The following is a 21962-nucleotide window of genomic DNA, read 5'->3' on the forward strand; positions in this document are numbered from 1 at the left end:
GTATTAATGATGTGCCTTTTTTTAAGCAACTCTTTAGCTATGGCTAAAAATTCAGTAGATATAAAAGTTTCTAAAACTTTTTCTATGGATTTATCTTTTCAGTCTACGGCTCCATTGGAAATGCCTTCTTTGAATTCCAAATTATTTAAAGCAGATAATGTTCTGGGCTTAAGTAGTAAAAATCAATTATTGGTTGTTCACAATAAACCTCTCACGCTTGCCAATAAATACAGTGTGGAAAGATATTGGGACAAGAGCAGAAAGCAAACGCGCTCCTTTGATAAAGATGAAAAAAATCAAGGTTGTACAAAATTTTCTAATCGTATGTATCAATGCTCAAGAGATGTAAATCAAAATGGAAAATACATTTCAGAATCCATTTATTGGAACGCAAAAAATGATTTGGTTTTACTGAGAGTTTCCTCAAATAAATCTACAGAAGATTCTAGAAAGATTTTAAGCTCCATAAAAATTCAAGCAGACTCTAGGTTGCCCGCAGGAGGAACAAAGTGATGAGAATCAAATTGTTACTTCTGACATCACTTATATTCTCGAGTTCAAATCTTTACGCTCGTTCCTATGATCCAACAAATGATTTATTTTTTGCTTTTGGTAGTAGATGCAAGGGCAAAGGCTCTGTCAATGATTCGGCCTTTAACGATGGCGCAGGTCTTAAGTACATAGCCGAGAGTATTCGTGATGATGCTTCTTGCAAGGGCATTACTGGCGCATTAAATGATATTCAAAACTTGAACGTTCCTAGATTACTTAGAGACCGTAACTCTGAAGATGATCTAGAGTATATGTCCATACAGGCAAATGATTTAGAATTGGCAATTCAAGCAGAGATGAGTTCTGCCACTCCAGATATGGACTATATTGGTGCTCTAAAAGCGGAATTGGTTCTAGCGAAGGTGAATATTGCAAAGTCGCAAAAATTATCTAACCAAGAGCAGACAAGAAGAAGATTAGAGACAATTGATAATTTTCAAAAATATTCCAATACACTCTTTGCACGCCTTAAACAAAGCGATGAATGCTTGACCAAGAATCCAAATATTGCGGCACAAATTGGAGCGCAAATTTTGGGTTTGGGTTCAACGATGGCTTCTGGTTATGTCGGATCTTTGATGCTTGCCACGGGAAGTATGGTAGATAACTACGTTTCATTTGTAAGGCAACACAAGATTGGAAACAAGATCAAGGACGTAACCAACAATCGCCTTGGCGAAGCTGTGGGTTGCTCATTAGAAGGATTGTCGTATACCTATTGCCAAGCTCGCGATGTGGAAACAATTATTAATTTTAATAAATCTAAAAACAAAGATGTGAAATCAAAACCCAGCTGGTTGGATGGTATTGGAATTATTGGCCAAGATGTCCAATCTTATATGGATTGGATCACTCAGGTGGATTCGGGAGCGCCAGCAGGAACCATCGGTCGAGCGGATGACAAGAAGAAGGCTTTTGCCTTGCAGAATGATTTGCGTTCTGCAGGAATTGATATCGAAGGTATATTGAATACCGCTAAGAACACTGTTGCCCAAAGCAGTAATAAAATTGAAGCGACCAAAAAAGCCCTCAATGATATTGCGACGAAGTTTCAGGTTTGTGATACTTTTGGTAATTGCGGGCTGTCCTCAGGCGGACCTTTTGGAAATGCTTTTGCCTCTGATCCTGGTTGCGGACCTTTTATATATCTTTATTCAAAAGGTGTAGATCGAGTCAGAAAAGACAACGGATTGATTCCTTGCAAAACCTATGTCACAACACAGTATCCAATCATCCCTGATATCAATACTGAAGTTGGTCCTCTCGTCGATGGCCTTGTTGCTGAAGCAACTCAAAGTATCAATATTCAACTCTCTCAGGTGAGTGAGAGCAATCCTAATCTTGTTATATCTAAGGTAGATGCACGAACTCAGAATCGTAGATCTGCAAGAGAGTTTTTAAATTCCTCATTGGCTTACTTAGAAAACTTACTTGGTGATAGCAATAGCATTGCCCAAAGAAAAAATCAGCGTGAACTGATAGAAAAAACAAGGGGCCAAATTGTCAATGCACTTAAGATCATAGATAGAACTGAAGAGGGAAATACAGATCCTTCCAAGAAAGTTGCAGATCTTTCAAAAGAGTTAATCCCACTGGGAGATACATTTGCAATTCCAAAATCATTGAGTGAAATTATAAATCAAGATATCGATCAAAAAATTAGCCAAGGTCAAATTGATGAGAATTTGGCCGCACTCATGCAACTCTCTTCAAATGACAGTCTGGGAGAGTTGATAAAATACTACATCGGTCTTGAAGCTGCGAAAACTCAATCTCGATCCGCGAAAGAATTAACCCGCACAAATTTATCCGCTCTTTCATCTATCTTTAGCGACAGTTTAAAAAATCGCATGGAAAAATTAAGTCGCCAAGCCAAAGATGATCCCGATGCCAAGGAGTCTTTGGCACTACTATGCATGCAAACTCTTGCGGTGCCTGAATCTCCGAAGATGGGAAAATTGGATGTTAAGCAATATTGTGACGGACAAGTTTATAAAAGTATTTATGACGAATCAAAAATCTCTATGAACTACAATGATCTTTCAAGAAAAAGTTATCCGGAGAGAGCATGCGCAGTCTACGATTTCTACCGAAAGTCATATCTCTATGGCCTCAAATCCAATCGGGGCAACTCGCCAACAGATAAAGCAGAAGGTGCAAAGTAATTGACGCACTGACAGTACGGAAAACTAGGGGGTACCTTTTAGAGAGTTCATTTTGTTGAGTCGCTTGATGAAATCTATTGGGGATTCGAATCCGGTTAGGGTTAAATCTTTTCGAACAGTTCCATCTTTTTCGATGAATATAATTGTCGGCAATCCTACCACTCCGTATTTTTCTAAGATTGGAGAGACGTGGGCGTTCTCTTGGGTGGCGTCCACTTTGAGTAATACTGCTCCGGCCAGTTCTCTTTTTACCTCTAAATTTCCAAATGTGAACTTATCAAGTTCGTGGCAGGCTGCACACCAATCCGCGTAAAAATCAATAACCACTACTTGCTTATTTCTAGCTCCCTCAATGGCTTTTTCTGAGAAGGCAGCCCACCCTGTGGATGGAGTTGTGATTTGTGTGGATTCAGGAGGTGTAAAATATTTTTTTAATACCGGTGAAAGATAATAAAAACCCATTATGATTAGAACTACGCCGAATACTTTTTTTACTCTCAGCATCCATGGGCCAGATTTAGGAAGTTTACTTATAAGCTGAGAAAAAGTTCCCATCAAAATAAAGATCAACCCCAATCCCATAGCATAAGTGAAGAGGAGAAAGAATCCTAGAACTGCTTTTTGACTCTGAGCTACGTACGTAAGAAGCGCCACGAGCACAGGTCCTACGCAAGGACTAGCTACGATACCAGCGATCAAACCTGTAACGTATGCGCCCACATATCCTTGAGATATTTTTTTATTTCCAAGTTTTGATCTAATGAATACGGGCACTTGAATTTCATAGAGGCCAAACATGCTCAGTGCCATGGCAAAAAATAAAAGCGCAATGATTGAAACAACGAGAGGGTTGCTTAGGTAAGAACCAAAAAGAGTTCCTGTTTTTGCAGCGGCAACTCCAAGTAGAGAATAAGTCGTTGCTATTCCGTGAACATACACAAGGCTAATCATAAAGCCTTTCCAACGAGACTTACCAATGGTCTGCGATCCCAAAATTGAAAGGGTGATAGGAATCATTGGAAATATACAGGGAGTAAAACTAGTTAAAATTCCTGCAAAAAATATAAATAAGAATGTAAGAATCGATCCTTGATTGATAAGATCTTCCACGGAAATATCTGAGAGTGAGTCTGCCAGGCTCGTACTCTTGGAAGGATTATCGATTACCGCCACGTTCAATATTTTTTTGGTGGGTAATAAACAAAAATCCTCGGAGCAAGCTTGATAAGTCATTTGGATTTGAATGTCTTTGAGTGGGGACATTTCGGCGCGCAAATTTAGAATGAGTTCCGATTTTTCTTTAATGCCTTTTTTATTCTTTTTCGAAAATTTATCATAAAACTTAATAAGAGGTTTGATTTCAAAGTTTTGAACTTCAAGACCTTTTTGAGGTTCTAGAATTTCGAATTTAAAAGAATCAAAATAAGCATGATATCCTGTAGGCAAAGACATATCGAATTTCACAGGAGTAATTTTTCCAGGAGAAATTACTATATCACTTTTAGAAGTAGATCCGATCGATGCAACCTCAACACTTAATGGGTCTTTAAGAGCGTTAATGGCAAAAGCATTAGGACTCAATGCTATTAAAATGGACAACAATAATTTCATCTTCATATCTATGATTCCTATCGGTTTTAAGCTGCCGACACTCGAGTGTCTTTTATAACCTAAGTCTAGGTGAGTGGGTAGAGTTTAGGAAAATATCAAAGACCTTGGTCAAGACTGACATTGGGGATCAAGATTTACTTAATCTATTGGAAGGCTTAAGCCGAAAAAATGCTTGAGGTGATCTTATGGGTATAGTTGGATTTATAGTCGTTTTTGCGATGGTCTTCGGGGGATATGTTCTCCACGGTGGACAGATGCGTGTTATGTGGCAACCGACCGAGTTCATGGTTATTTTCGGGGGTGCGATTGGTGCCATAATTATTTCTTCTCCAATATCTTCAATCAAAATGATGGTCGGAATGACAATCAAAGCTTTGATTGCTGGCGGATTGAAGAAATCAGATTACCTCGATCTTTTACAAATGATGTATCGACTGTTCCAAGTCTTCAGAAAAGACGGACCTCAAGCAGTTGAAAAACATATTGAAGATCCAATGAATTCAGAAATTTTTAAAGCATACCCAACTTTCTTAAAGAATCACCACGCCGTAGATTTCCTTTGCGACACTATGAAGATCACACTCTCTGCGGATCTTTCACAATACGACGTTGATGATTTGTTAGATCAAGATATTAAAGTTATTCACGAAGAAGAACATCAAGCTCAAGGGATCATGGGATCCGTAGCCGATGCGATGCCGGGTCTCGGGATCGTGGCCGCGGTACAAGGGGTTATCTTGACGATGGGTAAATTAACAGAAGGTACTGAAGCGATCGGTGCCTCGGTTGCCGCTGCCCTCGTTGGTACGTTCTTAGGGGTTATGGCAGCTTATTGTATGTTTGCGCCACTCGCTTCTAAAATGGCAAAGAACATTGATGCTGAAGGTAGATATTTAAAAGTAATTAAAGCTGCGATGGTTGCTCTTCAAAAAGGTGCGCCACCGTTAGTTTGCGTAGAGTACGCAAGACGTTCTATTTATCCAAATGATAGACCATCATTTGAAGAAATGGATTCATCTACTCGTGATATGAAAAAAGCAGCGTAGGAACAAATGGCAAAAGAAGAAAAGAAAGTCATAGTCATAAAAAAGATTACCGAGGCAGGACACGGTCACCATGGTGGTGCGTGGAAGGTGGCCTTCGCCGATTTCATGACTGCCATGATGTGTTTCTTCCTGGTGATGTGGCTCTTAAACCAATCTGAAGAAACGAAAAAACAAGTCGCTTCTTATTTCACTGGTCCTAGTATGATTGAACATCAGTTCACGAGCTACGGAGCGGAGTTAACACTAGAAAAATTATTCTTGGATTTAGTCAATCAACCATTGAAGACAGCGCAAGAGTTTATGCAGCCAGCGGATTTCACTCCTAATTTAATGTCTATGGGTTCAAAGAAAATCGTTATGCAACAGATCGCTCAAGAACTGGGCGAGATGGCTTCAAACGTGAATATTGAATCTGATTCGGTGACATTCGAAATTCCTGATAGATATTTATTTGAAAGGGGCAGCAACAAGCCTTCGGCGCAGTTTATAAATACAATGAAAAAAATCGAAGCTGTAACTCAAGGCCTAGAATACTCAGTAGTAGATATTCGATCGAATTTCTTTTATACAGACAGCGCCATTTCAGATCAAGATGCGGAATGGGTAGCAAAAAGCAGATTGGATTTAATTCAAAATAAAGTGAAGTCAGGATTTGAACACGAATCAAACGATGTTATTGGAACAAGTAAAGCAAGTAAAAATACAGCGTCTCAAACTGGGACACGCAGTGGAATGATCACTTTTGAAATCAAGCAAAAAGAATTTTTACCAGACGGCAGAAAGCCTCGCAAATTAGAAGATGTTTTTGATAGCAAAGTTGAAGGATCTAATCCTTACGACACATTTGTAAAGCGCGCTACTAAATCTAAAAAAGAAAATAGGAAGAAGTAATGGTGTTTGCATCAGGATTTGTCCTAAAGTGAGACATGCATTTAGATGTTTATCAAAAATACCGATAACTAACAGTATGAAAACATTCCGTATTCTATGTGTATCTCTGTTACAATTTTCAGTTCAAATTTCTTTGGCTTTGTCTCTGATTAGTTGTATGGCCAAAGTGGAAAATGAAGATGTGATTGAAAGCGTAGAAATAACAAGTCATGAAATCGAGCGTAGTGGAGCGAATGCAAAAATTATTTTGCATGGAGTTTGTCCTCGCTATACGAGTACATTGAAGATCAACGCGGGATCCTCTAGTTACGATGTTGTTCCATCATCGATGTCAGATCCAGGAGCTTATGTTGCAGGCTCTGGAGTTCCCATTGGAGAATGCAATAACGGGGTTCTCCGTGTGGAATACCCTGTCCCTAATCCAGCAACTGCGAGAATTATTCCATTTAAAGTAAAAGCGAAAATGGCAGATGGTAAGATCAGTTTGTACGCAGCAATAAGAGATGTGGATTTTTCAACTCCATTAGAATCATTGCCTGGATTCGCAGTCACTTCTGGCGGTGCATTTGAAGGGTCAAGTGGAATTACAGTGCATGCAAGTGCTGGAATTGTATTCAATCGCAACGACTCGATTATTATTACAGGTGCTAGTGCCACGCTTAGAGCAGGGCTACAGGGTATATTGTACGACGATACATTTTAAGATCTAGAATGAACCTTATAAATTTAGGCTAGACTTTTGTGTGAATAGATCTATTCACATCCATAATTATATGAGATCTTTGTTTGAGAAAGAATTTGATTCGATTCAAGGCAAACAAGGATAAGGCATCATGGAATTTAATAATTTCAAAGATAAAATCAAAGCAAACATTATTCCCATAGTGGTGGTTGGACTGGGAATTGTACTCATTATTGGTGGCTTGATTTATTCTCAAAGCAAAAAAATTAAAATTGAAACCCAGTCTTGGAATGATGACGGCACGCTAAAAGAAGGTGTGAATTGCAAAACAGACAAAGAGACAGTAAAGGTTCCTGTAGCGGGTTCGGATATCTTTGAAGGCGGAACTGAAGTTGAAGTTGAAATGAATTATTATGCATGCAACAAAGGTACTCGTGACGACATCGTGATGATTAAATCTCCTGGCAGGCAAGAGCCTCTTTTCAAATACATAAAATTACTTCCAGGTGATAAATACAGTGTGCAAGCCAAAGATAAGAAGTTCAGTGTTATTGTAAATGGAAACGAGATGGAAAATTCTAAAGGTGAAATTTACTCTTTCACAGAAAGAAAATCTCGTATGATCAAGCTTTACGAAAGCAATTTTAAAGATGGAATCAAGCAAGGCGTATATTTTGTATTCGGAGAAAGCCCTGCAGGGGGTTTCGATTCAACAAGATTCGGACCTGTAACCTCAGAAAGAATGGTTGGAAGAGTTTTAACTAAACCAACAGAAAAGAAGTGAGATGCATCCTACAACAAAGATCAAAGATTTAACCTTAGTAGCATTTGATTTGGAGACTTCGGGAGGATATCCCTTGGATTCTGAAATCTGTGAGATCGCTGCAATCAAATGGAAAGACGGAAAAATTATTGATGAGTTTAAAACCCTCATAAAGCCCACTAAGAAGATGTCTGATTTTATTATTGGTATTCACGGTATCACTAACGAAATGGTGGAGAGCAGTCCTCGTATAGAAGATAAGATTCAAGAGTTTTATAATTTCATTCATGGATGTGCTGTTGTGGCCCATCACAGCCCATTCGATATGGGATTTTTATCTATAGAATTTGAGAAAAAAGCTTTTGTGGCTCCTTCGACCCCAGCTCTATGTACATCACTTTTAGCAAGAAGGGTTTTTCCAGAGTCTACAAATCATAAGTTACAAACTCTTATAGAATTTTTAAATATTCCCAAAAACCAAGCCCATAGAGCCTATGAGGACACAGTACAGTGTTTGAATGTGGCGCTAAAAATTTTTGAAAAAGTAGGATGGGATAAAACCTTAAAAGATCTTTATGATATTCAAGGCAGAATACTCACTTGGCAGAATTTTTATATGAGTGAGCTCAAAAAAAATCCAACTTTTAAAAATCTAATAGATGCTGTTCAGAAAGATCAGCGAGTGAGAATTATTTATAAAGCTGGTCTAATTAGAAGAGATGAAAAAGTAAAAGTACATGCAGTAGTACGCTCCCCAGATGGAGATTTTATTTTCGCTCATACAGAAACAGACCCAAAAATAAAAAGATTCTACCTCTCAAAACTCCTAGAATCAGAACTAATTTAAAAGAGAATCCGGTACCTTTTATTTTTTATTTAGGAAGGTGGTTAGTTTGGTTCCTAGTTTATCTGCTAGTTCTTCTAGGTGTTGGAATTCGTCTCCCGTTCTTAGTTTTAGAGGGCGGACCTTTCCATGGGAGAGATCTTCTAGGAATTTTTCGAAGGCATAGAGAGGACCCGCAGCTCTGTGCGAGAGGACTAATCCTACAAAGAATAAGAAGATAATAAAAGCCGCGCTGACAATGCCGAAGGTCAGTAGGAATGGAATCAAGAATTTATCTTCGATATGCACTTGGTGGCCAATCAAATCAATGATCGTAACTTTCATATAAGTGTAGGAGTAGACTGCTGCAATCACTGCAAATGCAAGTCCCAGCAACATCAATTTAATTGAGTATTTAATTTGAAACTGAGGATTAACGAGAAACATTTTTCTCGCATCATTTTCTGGCCACAGTTTTTTGCCATCTTTAATTAGAGAATAAACGATCATGGCATAGCCGACCCACTGAACCATATCGGCTACGTTAAAGGCTGGAGTCGTGCGATTGTATGTTCCGAGAACTATAAAGTCTACGATATAGCTCCATGCAATTCTGTCCGCTACGTTTCCAAGAATGCCACCCAGTAGAATGGAGAGACCCGTTCTTAAAACAAATAATTTTGTAGGTAAAAGATATTGAATTAGAAAGAAGATAAAAATTAAAAAAGCTCCACCCGTAGAAAGTGAAACCACTCTCAAGACCGCAGGAAGATCCGAGAACAATCCCAGCATCGCGCCGTAGTTATGATGTTTTACAAAACCAAGAAATCCATAGAATTTAAGGTTACTAACATGTTCGATGGCAATAAGTTTTGTAATGCGATCAAGACCCCAAGTCAAAAAGAGCGGAATCCAAACATAGAGTAACCAATGTCGCTGCTTCATTTTCATTGTTGTGATTCCTTTATTTCAATATTGTAGACGGGGCTTAAATCTCCACTCACGGGAGGTACATATCCTGTGATGCGTTTGTGAACTATGTCCACCAAAGTATTATACCAAAGAGGAATGATAATTTGTTCATCAAAAATAATTTTTTGTATCATGTTGTAGTGAGCTATTCTCTTTTTCACGTCTTCGATCACTATACCTTCATCGAGTGCTGGATCCAGTGAGGGATTAGAATAAAAGCCACGATTCCTGCCAGGAGGAAACTCACGCGAATGAAATGCCTGTCGATAGATGTCTGGGTCGGTCAATCCCACCCATCTCATTATGGCCATCTGGAAGTTGCCTGATTTTACGTCACCATAAAAAGTTCCCCATTCGTAGCTCTGAATTTTTACGTTGAGTCCAGCTCTGGTCAATTGAGCGGCAATCACGCGGGCGTACTCTACAACTTCGGGATTGTTTGAGGTTTTCAAAATGAATTCTTTATTTTTGAGATTCATTTTTTGAATTCCGGCTTTTGCCGCCTCTGGATCGTATTCTATTTTTTTTAGATCGTGATTATGGTAAGGATTATTGCTTGGAAGGAGTGAAGTTGCGCTCTCTCCGTAGCCTTCAAGTTTGTACTTGATGATTTCATCTCTGTTGAGAGCTTTTGAAAGTGCCCATCTAAATTCTTTATTTTGAAAATCTTTATCTTTGAGGTTGAGTAGCATGTAGTTCATCGAAGAGCCAGGATACTTGAAAACATTGTATTTGTTTTGCTTTTCTACATAAGCAATTTTTGTGAGAGGTAAGCCAAATTGAATAATGTCGAGGGATCCCTTGTAGGCGTTTAAAAATCTTGTACTGTCATCTTGAATCACTTTAAAAACCAAATATTTTACTTTTGGTTTGTACATGGGATTTTCGCGAGCTTCGAGAATGATTTCACTTAAATTTCTAGATGCGATTTTATAAGCTCCGCTGCCAACAAGGTGATCTCCAAAAGTATCGCCATACTGCTCGATCAATTTCTTAGGGAGAATCTTCATCAGGGAAAGATCCGTTAAAAATACCGCAGAGAATTTTTTGAGCTTCACTTTTACTATTGGATTTTCACCATCAAAGTTGGCATCTACGGTGTCGATCAGATCAAAAGAACTTTTAAATGGATTTGATGGCTTTAGATATTCTGTAAATGTATATAAAATATCTTCTTTCGTTACAGGATCTCCATTGGAGAAGGTTAGTCCTTTGTGCAGATAGAAAGTGTAGGTTTTATTTTTGTAATCCCACTTGTGGGCGGCCTCGCCTTTGATATCTATAACGGAATCGGTTCTGACGAAGGAGCTAAAAATTAAGCTATTTAACCTTTGTCCTGTTGCATCTGTTGTGATTCTGGGATCAATACTTTTTGGTTGTGCGGTGAATGCGAGCGTTACGCTCTCTTTCGGGTCGTGATTTTTTTGTGTACACCCAAATGACACAAGAAGTGATGATATAAATATCAAAGTTAAAATTTTATCTGAAAATTTACTGGAAGTTTTTCTGTCTTGAATGTAAGTCTGTCTCATGAAATGATTTTAGCGACATCGGAAGGATAATTCAAATGAAACACTTGATAGTTGTTACGATTTTTTTAATCAGTTTACCATTAATGACCTTAGCACAGAGTTCTCTTCCAAGTGCAGAGAAGATGCAGCTAGAGAAAGCAGCTCTAGAAAAGATTGTCAGATCAGGTGGAATATCCATGCAAGATCTAGGGATTGTGGTCATGAAGGAAGGTGCCATCGTATATGAAAATCAGTCCCAACAGAAATTTATCCCTGCGTCCCTCTCTAAGATCCTCACCGCAATCGCAGCTCTTAAGACCTTCTCACCTGAGCAAAGAAATATCACGGAGTTAAGAACTACTGCGTCGGTAAAAGACGGAGTTTTAGATGGCGCACTGTACATAAAAGGCTATGGTGACCCAAGTTTTATTTCTGAACAGATGTGGGTGCTTGTAAATAATCTGACTCGCAGTCGAATCACAAAAATCAAAGGGCCAATCTACGTGGATAGCACTGTCTTTGATGATAAATTTTTTGATGGAAGTCGTCAAAGCTTAAGAGTCGATCGCGCTTATGATTCTCCGGTTTCAGGTCTTTCGTTCAACTGGAATACGGTGAATGTTTATGTGAGGTCTAGCGAAAAAGTAGGACAACCTCTCAAGGTAATTATCGACCCTGAAAATGAATATTTCACTCTTGTGAATAAGACGACGACAGTTTCCGGGAGTAAACCTGCGGCTATTATTGTGGACAAGCAAGAAGGCAAAGATGGTGAAAAAATTATTGTTTCAGGTTCCATGGGAATCAATCAAAACGAAGCCGTTAAGTTTGCGAGCGTCACGCACCCTGATTTATGGGTTGGTAAAAACTTGCTCCAATTTTTAAAGCAAAGAGGAATTACAGTAGAAGATTCGAAAATCAGTTCGCAAAAAACTCCCGGAAGTTCGACTCTGCTAGCTGAAGCTAAGGGCTGGACATTCTTTGAAGTAATTGATGGCATGATGAAATTTTCAAACAATTTTTTGGCAGAAATGCTCACAAAAAATATTGCAGCTAGCAAAGGTAAGCAAGGTAGCATTGAAAAAGGCGTTGAGCTTATCAAAGAAGTTCTAGAAACAAATTACGATCTAAAAAAATCTAGATATGATTTTTTTAGCCCTTCGGGATTCTCTAATAAAAATAAAATTACACCAGAAGATTTAGGGACATTAATGTTTAAAGCACATAAAGATTTTTCTATTTCTTCTTATTTCTTAAGCAGTATGGCTGCTCCACAGAGTGAAGGTACATTGTCGAAACGTATGGGATCATTGAAAGAACCAAAATTGGTCAGAGCGAAGACAGGACTTTTGTCGGGAGTGACTGGCCTAGCCGGATATGCAGCTAATTCAAAAGGGGAAGTATTTACATTTGTTTTTGTGTATAATGGAAACGGTAAAGAAGTACAAGCCCGCGACCTTTTTGATAAGATCGCCGTGAATATAACAGGATTGTAATATGAAAAAAATATTTTTTATTTCACTTCTTATTGGATTGGTCCCCGTTGCGTGCGCTACCGTGAATAACCTCTCAGAAGAAGAGATTAAGCAGTTGGAAGTTCACACGGAAGAAGTTCAAGACAAGGTGGAAGGGCAAACGAAGGAAGACGTACTACCTGCCGATAAAAACAAAAAATGGATTGCCCCGAATTACGCAAATCAATCCAATATTCCAGGTTACGACGCGACGACATTCGCAATTCCAGAAGCTTTGAAGGAAAGAGTTAATTTTTGGATTGATATCTATACAAAATATACAACATCACAAGGTATTATGCATGATAGTCGATTTACTCATGTAGTTTATGAGCCTATTGATTTTGCTCACCTCGATAATGATAAATCCTTGTCTTCAAATCAAAGATTCAAGGCCGAGAAAAAATATTTAGACGAAAGAAAAAAACACATTAAAGAAATTCTACTGAAGCTTCACGAATTGAAGGACTCTGCTGGACTTGCAGGAGAAGAGCTTCGTTACTGGAAAATGTTTGAAAATGTGAATGAAAAAGATAAATTCTTAAATGCATCTCAAAAAGGACGTTTAAGATTCCAATTGGGCCAAAAGGATCGTTTCATTCAAGGTATTTACTATTCAGGAAGATATCTCAAAGAAATGGAAAAGATTTTTGCAGAATACAATATGCCGAAAGAGCTCACGAGACTCCCCTTCGTAGAAAGTTCATTCAATATCAAGGCAAAATCAAAAGTTGGCGCAAGCGGTGTTTGGCAATTTATGAGAAGCACAGGAAAACTCTACATGAAAGTGAATGCGACGATAGATGAAAGGAATGACCCCATCATTGCCGCCCATGCTGCTGCCAAACTTTTAAGACAAAATTACAACGTTCTTGAAAGCTGGCCACTTGCAGTAACGGCCTATAATTACGGTGCGGCAGGCATGAAAAGAATTGCTGAAAAAGCAGGAACAAAAGATCTTGCTGCAATTTATGGTACAAATCCTACTTCCAGATTTGGTTTTGCTTCGGAGAGCTTTTACACAAGTTATTTGGCAGCTTTAGAAGTAGAAAAAAACGCAGAAAAATATTTTGGAACAACTTTGAAGTGGGCCGATGAAGTTCCGTATTTTGAAGTAAAAATTCAAAGACCTATTTTATTTAAAGAACTAAAAGGATTTCACAATAACAAAGATGAGGACATTATAAATCTCAATCCTCATTTTTCTCAAACGATCACAAGAAACATCGTAAAGATCCCGGCAGGGACAAAAGTCCGTGTACCAATTGAACAAGAGAAAGCTTTTGCAGAATATTTAGCAAGGCCTTCGCCACGCAGTGTTGTCGAAAAAGAGCCTGTAGGTTCTGGATCAATGGTCAGTTATAAGGTTGCAAAAGGGGATACTCTTTATGATATATCCAAGCAATTCCAGATCAGCGTGGATAAGATCATTCAGGCGAACCAAGATATCAATCCGAGCGCCTTAAGACCAGGTCAGACGATTGAAATTCCTCAATGATTTCTCTATGTATCTTTGTCTAGAGTAATTTTCACTCTATTTCTATTTATCGGGAAATAGAGTTTAATAATAATATGAAGATTCTAATATTTACCACGATTTTCGTGTTTTCTTTTTCATTGCACGCACAAGAAAGCTTGCCAGTGAAAGTGCAAAATACTACCAAAAAAAACAGCAATCTTTCTGCGATCAGCTCGCAGGTCGATGCCATGAAAACAGAAGTGATGAGTGAAAAAATGCAAGTTCTTGTTCTAAAAGATCTTCTAAAAAAAGAAGGACTTGATGGCTCTAGAAAATCACTCATTATTGCTTTTAAAAACGAACTCGGAAAAAGATACCTCGTGGATTCCGTTACATACAAATTGAATGGCGAAATCATTTATCAATATGTAGCAGAAGACAGAGCGACAGCGAGTGTAGAAAAAAATAATCCCTCTAAGCAATTTGAAACTAAAGTGGTTCCTGGACCATATAACTTTGAGGTTCAAGTTATTTACCGCGGCAATGACTCCGGGGTATTTTCATACGTAAAAGATTATAGAATTACTAGAGAAGAAAAAATGGCAATTGATGTTAAAAAAGCGAATCAGATTGTAGTTAATGCCTTTGAAAGTGGCGGAGTCTTTGCAGATTTCAAAGACCGTCCACAATTAAAGGTTTCTCAGAATTAGTGCTTGAGCATTTCGACAGGAGGTTGAATGCGCTCTCTCGTTTCGGTTTTGATATTTTTAGAATTTACTTTCAGTGCTCAAAGTATTTGGGCGGCTAAAGATATCAAAGCCTCTGAAATTGTAACTGAAGCTCAATCCTCTTTCATGAGGGGAGATCTTTTCAATGCACATCGTTTCTATGTATTGGCTTATGAAAAAACTCCTCAAGCATTAGATCCAAAAGACATTGAAAATATTGTGGTCACAAAACATATTACTTTGCCGTTTAAACAGTTCTTGGCGTATTGCAAAAATGAAGTACGGTCTGGGAAATTCAAAGTTGAAACGCAATTTTATTGTGCAAAAGCTCTTGTTCATGCAGAAAAATATATGGAGGCATTGGATTTCATAGAGAACATCCCAAAGAGCTATCAGCGTTTGGAATATTACTTTCTAAAAGCATCGCTCTATTTAAAAATCAATAAAACCCAAAACTGTCTTGAGGATATGACCGTTGCGCAATCAAAAGTCTCTGAAAATACATCTCTACACTTTAGAGACTTGATTCAGGTGATCCATGCGAGATGTTTATTGGCCGAAGGGCGCTATGCCGAAGCAGTTAATAAATTTCAAACTCTTTCAGTCAATAGTGATTTCTATCTAACAACTCTTGAAGAGCAAGCTTGGGCACATTTCAAGGCGAGAAATTTAACTTCTTCTAGAGATATTTTAAAAATATTAGTCTCATACTTTACAGGACAAGATGTTAAAAACCAAATTTTTGGGGCAGATGTTTATTTTAGAGCAAAATATCTTCAGGCTTACATTGAGTTGATTTCAGAAAACCGTGATCGATCAAGGGATCTATTCGCTGGATTAAAAATAGAAATTCAAAGATTCAAAAAAGATAATATTTCTAAAAATTCTTCTAAGGGCCTAGCTGTTCCTAGAGACACATTGGTCAAGCTGGCTCAATTGAAAACATATTCTCAGTTGCTAAATAAAGAATATGACTTCATTGGCAAATTTAGAAACTTTATGAGTACGTGGTCGTCTGTTGAAGATTCAAAAAATTTGGACGCAGATGTACGATACCTTGTGGCTATTAACTCAGAGATCAATACGGTTCAACGTTTAAAAAGTGCGGAGCTTGTTGATTATTTAAAAAAATTAAAAGTAACGCAAAAGCTTCAAGCGCAAGTTGTATACAGAGCAATGGAGCAGTCGCTTCAGCAGTCGAGAAGAAATATAGACTCAATAGAATTCAAAGCAAATATGGGCCAAGTGGAAAACTTTTGGGCAGCAAGGACAGAAGGTAAGAGAACTCTTGCGGAAGTACTAGATTCTTATAAGCGAGAAGTCACGATGGTTGAGGATTATCTAGGAAAATAGTAAAGCGGGAAATAGTAAGGCAGAAAGCAGTAAATGAAGAAATTGAGTGCTAAAAGAAATTTAATAATCATCGCGGCAAGCCTATTGGCTTCGGGAATTTCTTTTGCTGAGAATAAGCCATCTACAGGTCCAACAAACGAAGAAATTATCTATGACTCTTATAGAGATTATTTAAAAGCCTCGCAAGATTACGTTGCAACTCAAAGAGATGCCTCAGAGCAGATTAGAAATTGGAGAAAGAAGCGGCTAGCTGAGATTTTTAATGAAAAATTAGATACTACTGAGCAAAACCTTCTCTTGAGCAACTCAAATCTAATCGAAGAATTCAATAAATTCCTCAAAGAAAATAGTGTCGATTCATTGGATGATGTTTTGTTGATTCGTTTATCTCAGTTATACTTTGAGAAAGCCAATTTGGAATTCAGTCAACAAATGAAAAAAAATCAAAGCGGATCAGGAATAATACCGATTCCTAATTACAAGAAAGCCATTTTGTTCTCAAAGCTCTTCACAACAAAATTTCCAAATTCTCCAATTGGGGACAAAGCCTATTACCTATTAGGATTTGCATCGGAAGAGATGGGAAAATCATCTGAATCTATCGTTCACTATGAAGACTTGCTGAAAAAGTACCCTGCATCTGAATTTGCAGACGAGGTAACTTGGAGACTTGGCGAGATATTCTACGATGAAGGAAAATACGCCAAAGCCGAGCAAATGCACCTTAAACTTTCCAAAATTCATGGGTCGTTCTATACAAAAGCAATGTACAAGTTGGGTGCTATTTATTTTTCACAAAAGAAAATCAATGAATCTGCATTGGTCTTTCAAAAGCTAATTTCTGACATAGAGAAAATAAAAAATAAGTCTCCTGAAGATCAAGCGATCTTAGATGAAAGCTTTGATTATCTTGCAACATTATTAAGTAATGATAATCAATTAAAAATTTCAACTGAATACCAGCCAGAAGTTTATTACAGACTGGGCCTTCTTTATAAAAAGCGCCTCGATGAAAAATCAATGAGAATTGTATTTGCATCGGCGACACAAAAATTTCCAAAATCTAGACAGCTCCCGTTGATGTACACGGAATTGATTGAAAGTTTTGATAATGCGCAAGACTCTGAAAAAGCCAATATGTATAGAAGCCAATTTGTTCAAGTTTTAACTCAAGATCAAAAATGGTGGAATGCAAATGAAGAATACAAAAATATAGTTTTTCAGACTCAAGATTTATTAGAATTCAATCTGATAAAGAGCGCCGAATATTATGCAGAAAAAGGTTACTCTAAGAATGATATGGGGCAGCTACAGATAGCTAAGAATCGGTACTTTAATTTTATCACAAAGTATTCTTGGTCCTCTTACAAAGATTATGCAAAACTTGAGTTGGCTGATCTAGAGTATTTCCTTGGAAATTATGCTCAAGCTTCTAGCTATTATTTTGAAATTGTAAATGAATCGATATCGCCAACCCTGAGAGAAGAAGCAGCATACAGCTTAATTTGGTCCGAAGTAAAAAAAGTCGGCTATGATTTAAATTTTGATGCAAGGAATGCGGCTCCGCAAAGCCTACAAAAAACAGTGCTTGATTCTTCAGAAAAAGTATTTTCGCAAGCCGCAATTTTCTATATTTCTAAAATTAAAAATAGCTCTAGAAAAAATAAAATTACATATAAACTTGCAGAAATGTACGCAGAACATGGTGATTTTGATATTTCAACTCAGTATTTGAATATGATCATTTCCGACACCGAACACTCTGCCGCCATAACCGTCAGAGCGTACCGTTTTTTAATGGAAATATTTAATATAAAAAATGATTGGTCATCACTAGTTTCAATACAAGAGCTCTATGATTCTACTTTCTTTGGTGGTGATATTGAATCTCTGGATAAAGAAAACTTCAGACAAAAATATAGAGACAAATTAGAAGCTGCTTATAACTTTGAACTTGAAAATAAATATTTAGAGGCAGCTCAAGAATTAGAAAAAGTCATCATTCAAAATCCAAGAAGCCCGATGAATGATTTTTTGCAGCTTAAGATTGCAGGGTTCTATATTCAAATTGGTCAATTCAGTAGAGCAGAAGGGCTCTGCTCATCGTTAGAGAATACAAAATACAAAGCTGAGGCTCAATTCTTAAAGACAGCGATTTTTTATAAGACCGGTAGAATTGAAGAATCTGTAAAAGAATTAGAAGTTTTTGCACTAGCAAACAAAAAGCATCCATGGTTTGAAGAGGCAATTCTGAATGTCCTCTCGTTGAGATCTCAGATGGGCTCGGAAGAAAAATCTGTTGAAATGATAAGAAAAGTTAATCCGGAGACTCTGACTCCCTACACATACTATGAATATATCAAGGCCCTGCTGGAAACTAAGAAGTACGACGAATTATATAAGGCAATCAACGCAACAAAAGGTAAACCAAAATACGACAGTTACCGTATGCAGTACTTTGCTCTACAAGGTCAGCATGATCGTTATGATTATTTAGGTCTAGATAAAACCTGTACAAGTATTGAGAAGGCACTTCAATCTAAAGCCAAATCTGCCTTTGGAACTTTAAATAAAAGTTTCTGTGAATATGCAAAATTAAAAACAATTGTAGGCCAGGCAGATGTAACATTGGAGGACATCGTTACTCGTTTGAATTCAATTTATTCTAATAAAATTGATTCAGTAACAACGCTGGCATTGAATGAAATTTTAACAAAGAGTGATTTAAAAAATACATTCAGAGCGCAGTTTGAGCAGTTGATTCACAAAGGTTGGCAAATTGCTAAAATTTATCCATTGAGTGAAGAAACTCAAAAACTATCTCAATCCATTATTAATTATAGCGGAAAGCTTCCTCTTTCATTATCATATATGATCAATTGGAAAGTGGGCCTTGGTGAGTTGTTTGATTTTCAAGCTTTTTCCGATAAATCAGGATTATGGAAAGATGTAAGAGTGTCTTGTGAATCAAGACAATATTCGGAATGCTTGAATGGCCTAAAGCAAATTCAAAAACTAGAAAAATCCAGTGAGGTTTATGAAAATCTCATCGTTGCGTCTCTTAGAATGAATGATGATGAAGAACTTCAAAATTGGTTGAGCCAGTACATTAAGGAATCGGCGGGAAGTGAGCGAAGTCAAATTTTTGCTTACTATTTAGGAATGGCAGATCGTATTCCTGAAAAGAAAGATTTCCAAATATCAGACGATCCAATGGTGATGTCGGCAAAAGCTCTTCAGGTTTGGACAAATAAAGACAATAAGAATGCGATTGATACGTTATTGAGCGTGCTGCGACAACATCCAGAATCTCCGTATCCGTATTATGTGCTATCACAAGTTTATTATGATCAAGGTTATGCAGAACTTGCTCGCACAATCGTGTTGAATGGTTATGAAAACACAGACAGTAGAGCGCTACTGCCCTTAGTTTATCAGTTGAGTGCAGTGACATACTCGACAACTTCGACAGCAAATGTAGAGTATGGACGAGATCAAAGTCTAGCTGAGAGTTTTGCATTGGCGTTTGCATCTTTAAAAGATAAAGATTCAGCATCACTCGATAAATCTTATCAAGCAGTTAAGAACTATAAGACTTGGTTCAATGCAGTTAAGACTTTAGAGCTCGTTTATACAAACTCAAACGCATTTAAAGTCGATGATGACAGTAAGAATCTTTATACACAATGGTTGCAATCACTTTATCAGTTATCACGTGGAAAAATTGAACTTTCATTAGAGAAAATGAGTATTCTAGCGCAGAAAAATCAGGTGGTTCCTAACTTTAAAGAGATTGAAAGAATGATTTCTAGTCGTGAAGTGGCTACGGAAAAGAAATAGGGGAAATATGAGACGCGCAGTATTCAGCTTTGTTATGATTTCAGTGGTTTCTTTAACCGTCATTGCTCAAGTTGCCCCTGCGGAACAACAGCCAGGACTTCCAGTTCTTTCAAAAACTCCCAAATCATTGTTTTTAATTAAAAAAGCTAAAATCGATAATGACGTAGGTGAGCCTGTATTATATCCTAGTGAAAAACAATCAAAGTTGCTAACAGATGAAAAGATATTCAACAAGTATAGACTTCAAATTTTGGACGGACAGAAAGACGACTGGGGCAATACGCGCTAGGGCATTTCTTTTTGTTATGTTTTTTTCGTCAGTTGTTTTCGCGCAAAGCATGCGCTTTTCTGCAAACGAAAAAATAATTATCAACTCAGTTATAGATCAATTTAAAAAAGAATGCGGCCATATCGCAGTTCTTGATGATGGGAAATTGAGAGAAATTCAAAATTTTTATCAGACCAATAGAGAGTCAATGAGTGAAGACATCAAGAATTGTTACGGCGAATTTTTAAGTCAATTGGTTGGAACGCATAATATTTATCAACAAACTTGTGACGAAGTTACGCCTAAGGAAAATTACGGCAAAGATAAGGATCTTGCACGGATTTTCGTGAACATTAGAAAATATCATTCTGGTATCAGGGCTTACCACGAAAAATTGAACGAGTGCTTGGTCCGCAAGGGTGCAGCACCAAAAGATATCATTGCTTTTACAGATTTTGAAAAGAATGCGAGAACCCTTTCCAGAAAAATTAGAGAAACCAATATTCAACTACCCTTTAGAGAAAATTCGGTGAACTACAGATGAGGTGTGTAACTGTAGCATTATTTTTATTCTCAACAGCTGCTTTTGGGAAAAATTTTAATGCTGATGTTAAGTTTGGATCTTTCTATGAGACGAATACTTATTACGCCAGTGACAAGAAAAAAGATGACATTGGGTTTTTAATGGAACCTCACCTTGCCTATAGTTCCGGTGGTCAATACAGCATTAGTACCGACTCTACAGTTTCTTATACAAAATATCTATCTAACACCAATCAAGATAATTTTACTTATGATCTGAATCTAAAAAACAATCTAAAAGTTGGTAATGCTTTTCAGGTTTATGTTACTCCCAAAGTAAAATTAATCAGTGAACCAGCATTAGATAAAACGCAAGATCGATTGGAGCGCCAATTCATCGGGGCAAACCTCGGTATGATTTTTGCCAAAGACTCCAGAAGACAATATATTTTTGAAACTCAGTACGAGCAAGAAAGTTTAAGTCAAGCAGAGTACGATCACCTCAACAACCAGGCCATCACTGCAAAGTTGTATTATAAAAAATATTTTTTACCGGAGACCTTTGTTTATTTCGGAGTGAGCGGTGGTACAAGGCAATATCCTGACGGGCTCACAGCGCCAGATTTTAGAGTAAAGTATGATAATCAAAGAATTGAGCCGGGATTTGGTCTCGAAGGGCGTCTCACTAGATATTTCAAAATTAGATCTTATTTTGGTTATTCACTCATTCAATATAAAGCAAAAGGGAATTACCAAGACCCAGTTTACATCCTGGAACTTGAAGAAGAATTATCTCCGAAAGATTTCTTGTTATTGGGTTTAGAGAACACGGCGGAAGATTCTTACTTTACAAATTTCCAACTCAACCAAAAAGTTTACGTAGGATACGGAAGATTTATTGGTGACCAAATCCTTTGGGTTTCAAAAGTAGAATATGTTTACCGTACTTTTTCAAAACCTCAGCGCAGAGACGATCAAAGATTTGTTGCAGATTCTCGCTTAGAATATTCCTACAGTGAAAAATTAAAATTAGAAGCATCTGTCATGCTAGATGTTCTTTCCTCAGATGCCGTGGATCCAGACACTACACCCATAGATCCATCCTCCAGTTATCAAAATATCCGCGCAGGCTTCTACGGAAAATATCTTTTCTAAATTCTGTGCCTATGATCTAGAACCCCGTTTAAACAATGCATGGCAGAAATTGTGTATAAAAAACTATCATATTATTTCAATCATGCTATCGTTTTTAGGTCCATGGG

Annotated in this window: 18 protein-coding genes; 15 read left to right on the forward strand and 3 right to left on the reverse strand. The window is 37.5% G+C overall.

Annotated elements, in window-relative coordinates:
- Positions 1 to 6: 6 nt before the first annotated feature.
- A complete protein-coding gene (locus V4596_05515; GenBank protein ID MES2768588.1) occupies positions 7 to 513 on the forward strand; it encodes a hypothetical protein in 507 nt (168 codons plus the stop codon).
- Entirely contained in the window at positions 513 to 2717 is a 2205-nt protein-coding gene (locus tag V4596_05520) for a hypothetical protein (protein MES2768589.1), read from the forward strand. The genes V4596_05515 and V4596_05520 overlap by 1 nt, the downstream gene beginning before the upstream one ends.
- A gap of 24 nt (positions 2718 to 2741) precedes the next feature.
- On the opposite strand, the gene V4596_05525 is transcribed toward V4596_05520, so the two are convergent.
- Positions 2742 to 4334, reverse strand: coding sequence for a cytochrome c biogenesis protein CcdA (locus V4596_05525; protein MES2768590.1), 1593 nt, complete (start codon positions 4332 to 4334; stop codon positions 2742 to 2744).
- A 179-nt stretch (positions 4335 to 4513) separates the two neighbouring features.
- Between V4596_05525 and motA the strand changes: the two genes are divergently transcribed.
- The 5 genes from motA (at position 4514) to V4596_05550 (ending at position 8557) form a co-directional block, all read left to right on the forward strand.
- A complete protein-coding gene (gene motA / locus V4596_05530; GenBank protein ID MES2768591.1) occupies positions 4514 to 5374 on the forward strand; it encodes a flagellar motor stator protein MotA in 861 nt (286 codons plus the stop codon).
- A 6-nt stretch (positions 5375 to 5380) separates the two neighbouring features.
- Positions 5381 to 6265 carry a flagellar motor protein MotB gene (locus V4596_05535; GenBank protein ID MES2768592.1) on the forward strand — a complete coding sequence of 295 codons (885 nt, stop codon included), beginning with the start codon at positions 5381 to 5383 and terminating at the stop codon, positions 6263 to 6265.
- A gap of 157 nt (positions 6266 to 6422) precedes the next feature.
- Positions 6423 to 6968, forward strand: a complete 546-nt coding sequence (locus V4596_05540; protein ID MES2768593.1) for a hypothetical protein — start codon at positions 6423 to 6425, stop codon at positions 6966 to 6968.
- A gap of 130 nt (positions 6969 to 7098) precedes the next feature.
- Positions 7099 to 7731, forward strand: a complete 633-nt coding sequence (locus V4596_05545; protein MES2768594.1) for a S26 family signal peptidase — start codon at positions 7099 to 7101, stop codon at positions 7729 to 7731.
- A gap of 1 nt (position 7732) precedes the next feature.
- On the forward strand, positions 7733 to 8557 hold the full coding sequence (locus V4596_05550) for a 3'-5' exonuclease (GenBank protein MES2768595.1): 825 nt from the start codon (positions 7733 to 7735) through the stop codon (positions 8555 to 8557).
- Between the two features lie 18 nt (positions 8558 to 8575).
- On the opposite strand, the gene V4596_05555 is transcribed toward V4596_05550, so the two are convergent.
- Both V4596_05555 and V4596_05560 read right to left on the reverse strand, forming a co-directional pair.
- Positions 8576 to 9484: a signal peptidase II gene (locus tag V4596_05555; GenBank protein ID MES2768596.1), complete on the reverse strand. Its 909-nt coding sequence runs from the start codon at positions 9482 to 9484 to the stop codon at positions 8576 to 8578.
- The gene (locus V4596_05560; GenBank protein ID MES2768597.1) at positions 9481 to 11037 is read right to left on the reverse strand and encodes an ABC transporter substrate-binding protein; all 1557 of its coding nucleotides are present in this window, start codon (positions 11035 to 11037) and stop codon (positions 9481 to 9483) included. Before V4596_05560 ends, V4596_05555 begins: the two co-directional genes overlap by 4 nt.
- 35 nt (positions 11038 to 11072) lie before the next feature.
- Between V4596_05560 and dacB the strand changes: the two genes are divergently transcribed.
- From dacB to V4596_05600, 8 genes are all read left to right on the forward strand, one after another.
- Positions 11073 to 12512, forward strand: coding sequence for a D-alanyl-D-alanine carboxypeptidase/D-alanyl-D-alanine-endopeptidase (gene dacB, locus V4596_05565; protein MES2768598.1), 1440 nt, complete (start codon positions 11073 to 11075; stop codon positions 12510 to 12512).
- 1 nt (position 12513) lies between these two features.
- Entirely contained in the window at positions 12514 to 14028 is a 1515-nt protein-coding gene (locus V4596_05570; GenBank protein ID MES2768599.1) for a transglycosylase SLT domain-containing protein, read from the forward strand.
- A gap of 74 nt (positions 14029 to 14102) precedes the next feature.
- Entirely contained in the window at positions 14103 to 14699 is a 597-nt protein-coding gene (locus tag V4596_05575; protein ID MES2768600.1) for a hypothetical protein, read from the forward strand.
- 27 nt (positions 14700 to 14726) lie between these two features.
- Positions 14727 to 16070 carry a hypothetical protein gene (locus tag V4596_05580; protein ID MES2768601.1) on the forward strand — a complete coding sequence of 448 codons (1344 nt, stop codon included), beginning with the start codon at positions 14727 to 14729 and terminating at the stop codon, positions 16068 to 16070.
- 33 nt (positions 16071 to 16103) lie between these two features.
- Positions 16104 to 19910, forward strand: a complete 3807-nt coding sequence (locus V4596_05585) for a tetratricopeptide repeat protein (GenBank protein MES2768602.1) — start codon at positions 16104 to 16106, stop codon at positions 19908 to 19910.
- 7 nt (positions 19911 to 19917) lie between these two features.
- A complete protein-coding gene (locus V4596_05590) occupies positions 19918 to 20199 on the forward strand; it encodes a hypothetical protein (GenBank protein ID MES2768603.1) in 282 nt (93 codons plus the stop codon).
- Positions 20200 to 20248: 49 nt separating this feature from the next.
- Positions 20249 to 20722: a hypothetical protein gene (locus tag V4596_05595; protein ID MES2768604.1), complete on the forward strand. Its 474-nt coding sequence runs from the start codon at positions 20249 to 20251 to the stop codon at positions 20720 to 20722.
- Positions 20719 to 21855 carry a hypothetical protein gene (locus V4596_05600; protein MES2768605.1) on the forward strand — a complete coding sequence of 379 codons (1137 nt, stop codon included), beginning with the start codon at positions 20719 to 20721 and terminating at the stop codon, positions 21853 to 21855. Before V4596_05595 ends, V4596_05600 begins: the two co-directional genes overlap by 4 nt.
- Positions 21856 to 21962 lie beyond the last annotated feature (107 nt).

The sequence above is a fragment of the Bdellovibrionota bacterium genome, assembly GCA_040386775.1.
In the GTDB taxonomy this organism is placed as follows: domain Bacteria; phylum Bdellovibrionota; class Bdellovibrionia; order Bdellovibrionales; family JAEYZS01; genus JAEYZS01.

What these genes read in the sequence shown, in the direction of transcription:
- V4596_05515 (MES2768588.1), top strand. Translation starts at nt 7, where the DNA reads ATGATGTGCCTTTTTTTAAGCAACTCTTTAGCTATGGCTAAAAATTCA.
- V4596_05520 (MES2768589.1), top strand. Translation starts at nt 513, where the DNA reads ATGAGAATCAAATTGTTACTTCTGACATCACTTATATTCTCGAGTTCA.
- V4596_05525 (MES2768590.1), bottom strand. Translation starts at nt 4,334, where the DNA reads ATGAAGATGAAATTATTGTTGTCCATTTTAATAGCATTGAGTCCTAAT.
- motA (MES2768591.1), top strand. Translation starts at nt 4,514, where the DNA reads ATGGGTATAGTTGGATTTATAGTCGTTTTTGCGATGGTCTTCGGGGGA.
- V4596_05535 (MES2768592.1), top strand. Translation starts at nt 5,381, where the DNA reads ATGGCAAAAGAAGAAAAGAAAGTCATAGTCATAAAAAAGATTACCGAG.
- V4596_05540 (MES2768593.1), top strand. Translation starts at nt 6,423, where the DNA reads ATGGCCAAAGTGGAAAATGAAGATGTGATTGAAAGCGTAGAAATAACA.
- V4596_05545 (MES2768594.1), top strand. Translation starts at nt 7,099, where the DNA reads ATGGAATTTAATAATTTCAAAGATAAAATCAAAGCAAACATTATTCCC.
- V4596_05550 (MES2768595.1), top strand. Translation starts at nt 7,733, where the DNA reads ATGCATCCTACAACAAAGATCAAAGATTTAACCTTAGTAGCATTTGAT.
- V4596_05555 (MES2768596.1), bottom strand. Translation starts at nt 9,484, where the DNA reads ATGAAAATGAAGCAGCGACATTGGTTACTCTATGTTTGGATTCCGCTC.
- V4596_05560 (MES2768597.1), bottom strand. Translation starts at nt 11,037, where the DNA reads ATGAGACAGACTTACATTCAAGACAGAAAAACTTCCAGTAAATTTTCA.
- dacB (MES2768598.1), top strand. Translation starts at nt 11,073, where the DNA reads ATGAAACACTTGATAGTTGTTACGATTTTTTTAATCAGTTTACCATTA.
- V4596_05570 (MES2768599.1), top strand. Translation starts at nt 12,514, where the DNA reads ATGAAAAAAATATTTTTTATTTCACTTCTTATTGGATTGGTCCCCGTT.
- V4596_05575 (MES2768600.1), top strand. Translation starts at nt 14,103, where the DNA reads ATGAAGATTCTAATATTTACCACGATTTTCGTGTTTTCTTTTTCATTG.
- V4596_05580 (MES2768601.1), top strand. Translation starts at nt 14,727, where the DNA reads ATGCGCTCTCTCGTTTCGGTTTTGATATTTTTAGAATTTACTTTCAGT.
- V4596_05585 (MES2768602.1), top strand. Translation starts at nt 16,104, where the DNA reads ATGAAGAAATTGAGTGCTAAAAGAAATTTAATAATCATCGCGGCAAGC.
- V4596_05590 (MES2768603.1), top strand. Translation starts at nt 19,918, where the DNA reads ATGAGACGCGCAGTATTCAGCTTTGTTATGATTTCAGTGGTTTCTTTA.
- V4596_05595 (MES2768604.1), top strand. Translation starts at nt 20,249, where the DNA reads ATGCGCTTTTCTGCAAACGAAAAAATAATTATCAACTCAGTTATAGAT.
- V4596_05600 (MES2768605.1), top strand. Translation starts at nt 20,719, where the DNA reads ATGAGGTGTGTAACTGTAGCATTATTTTTATTCTCAACAGCTGCTTTT.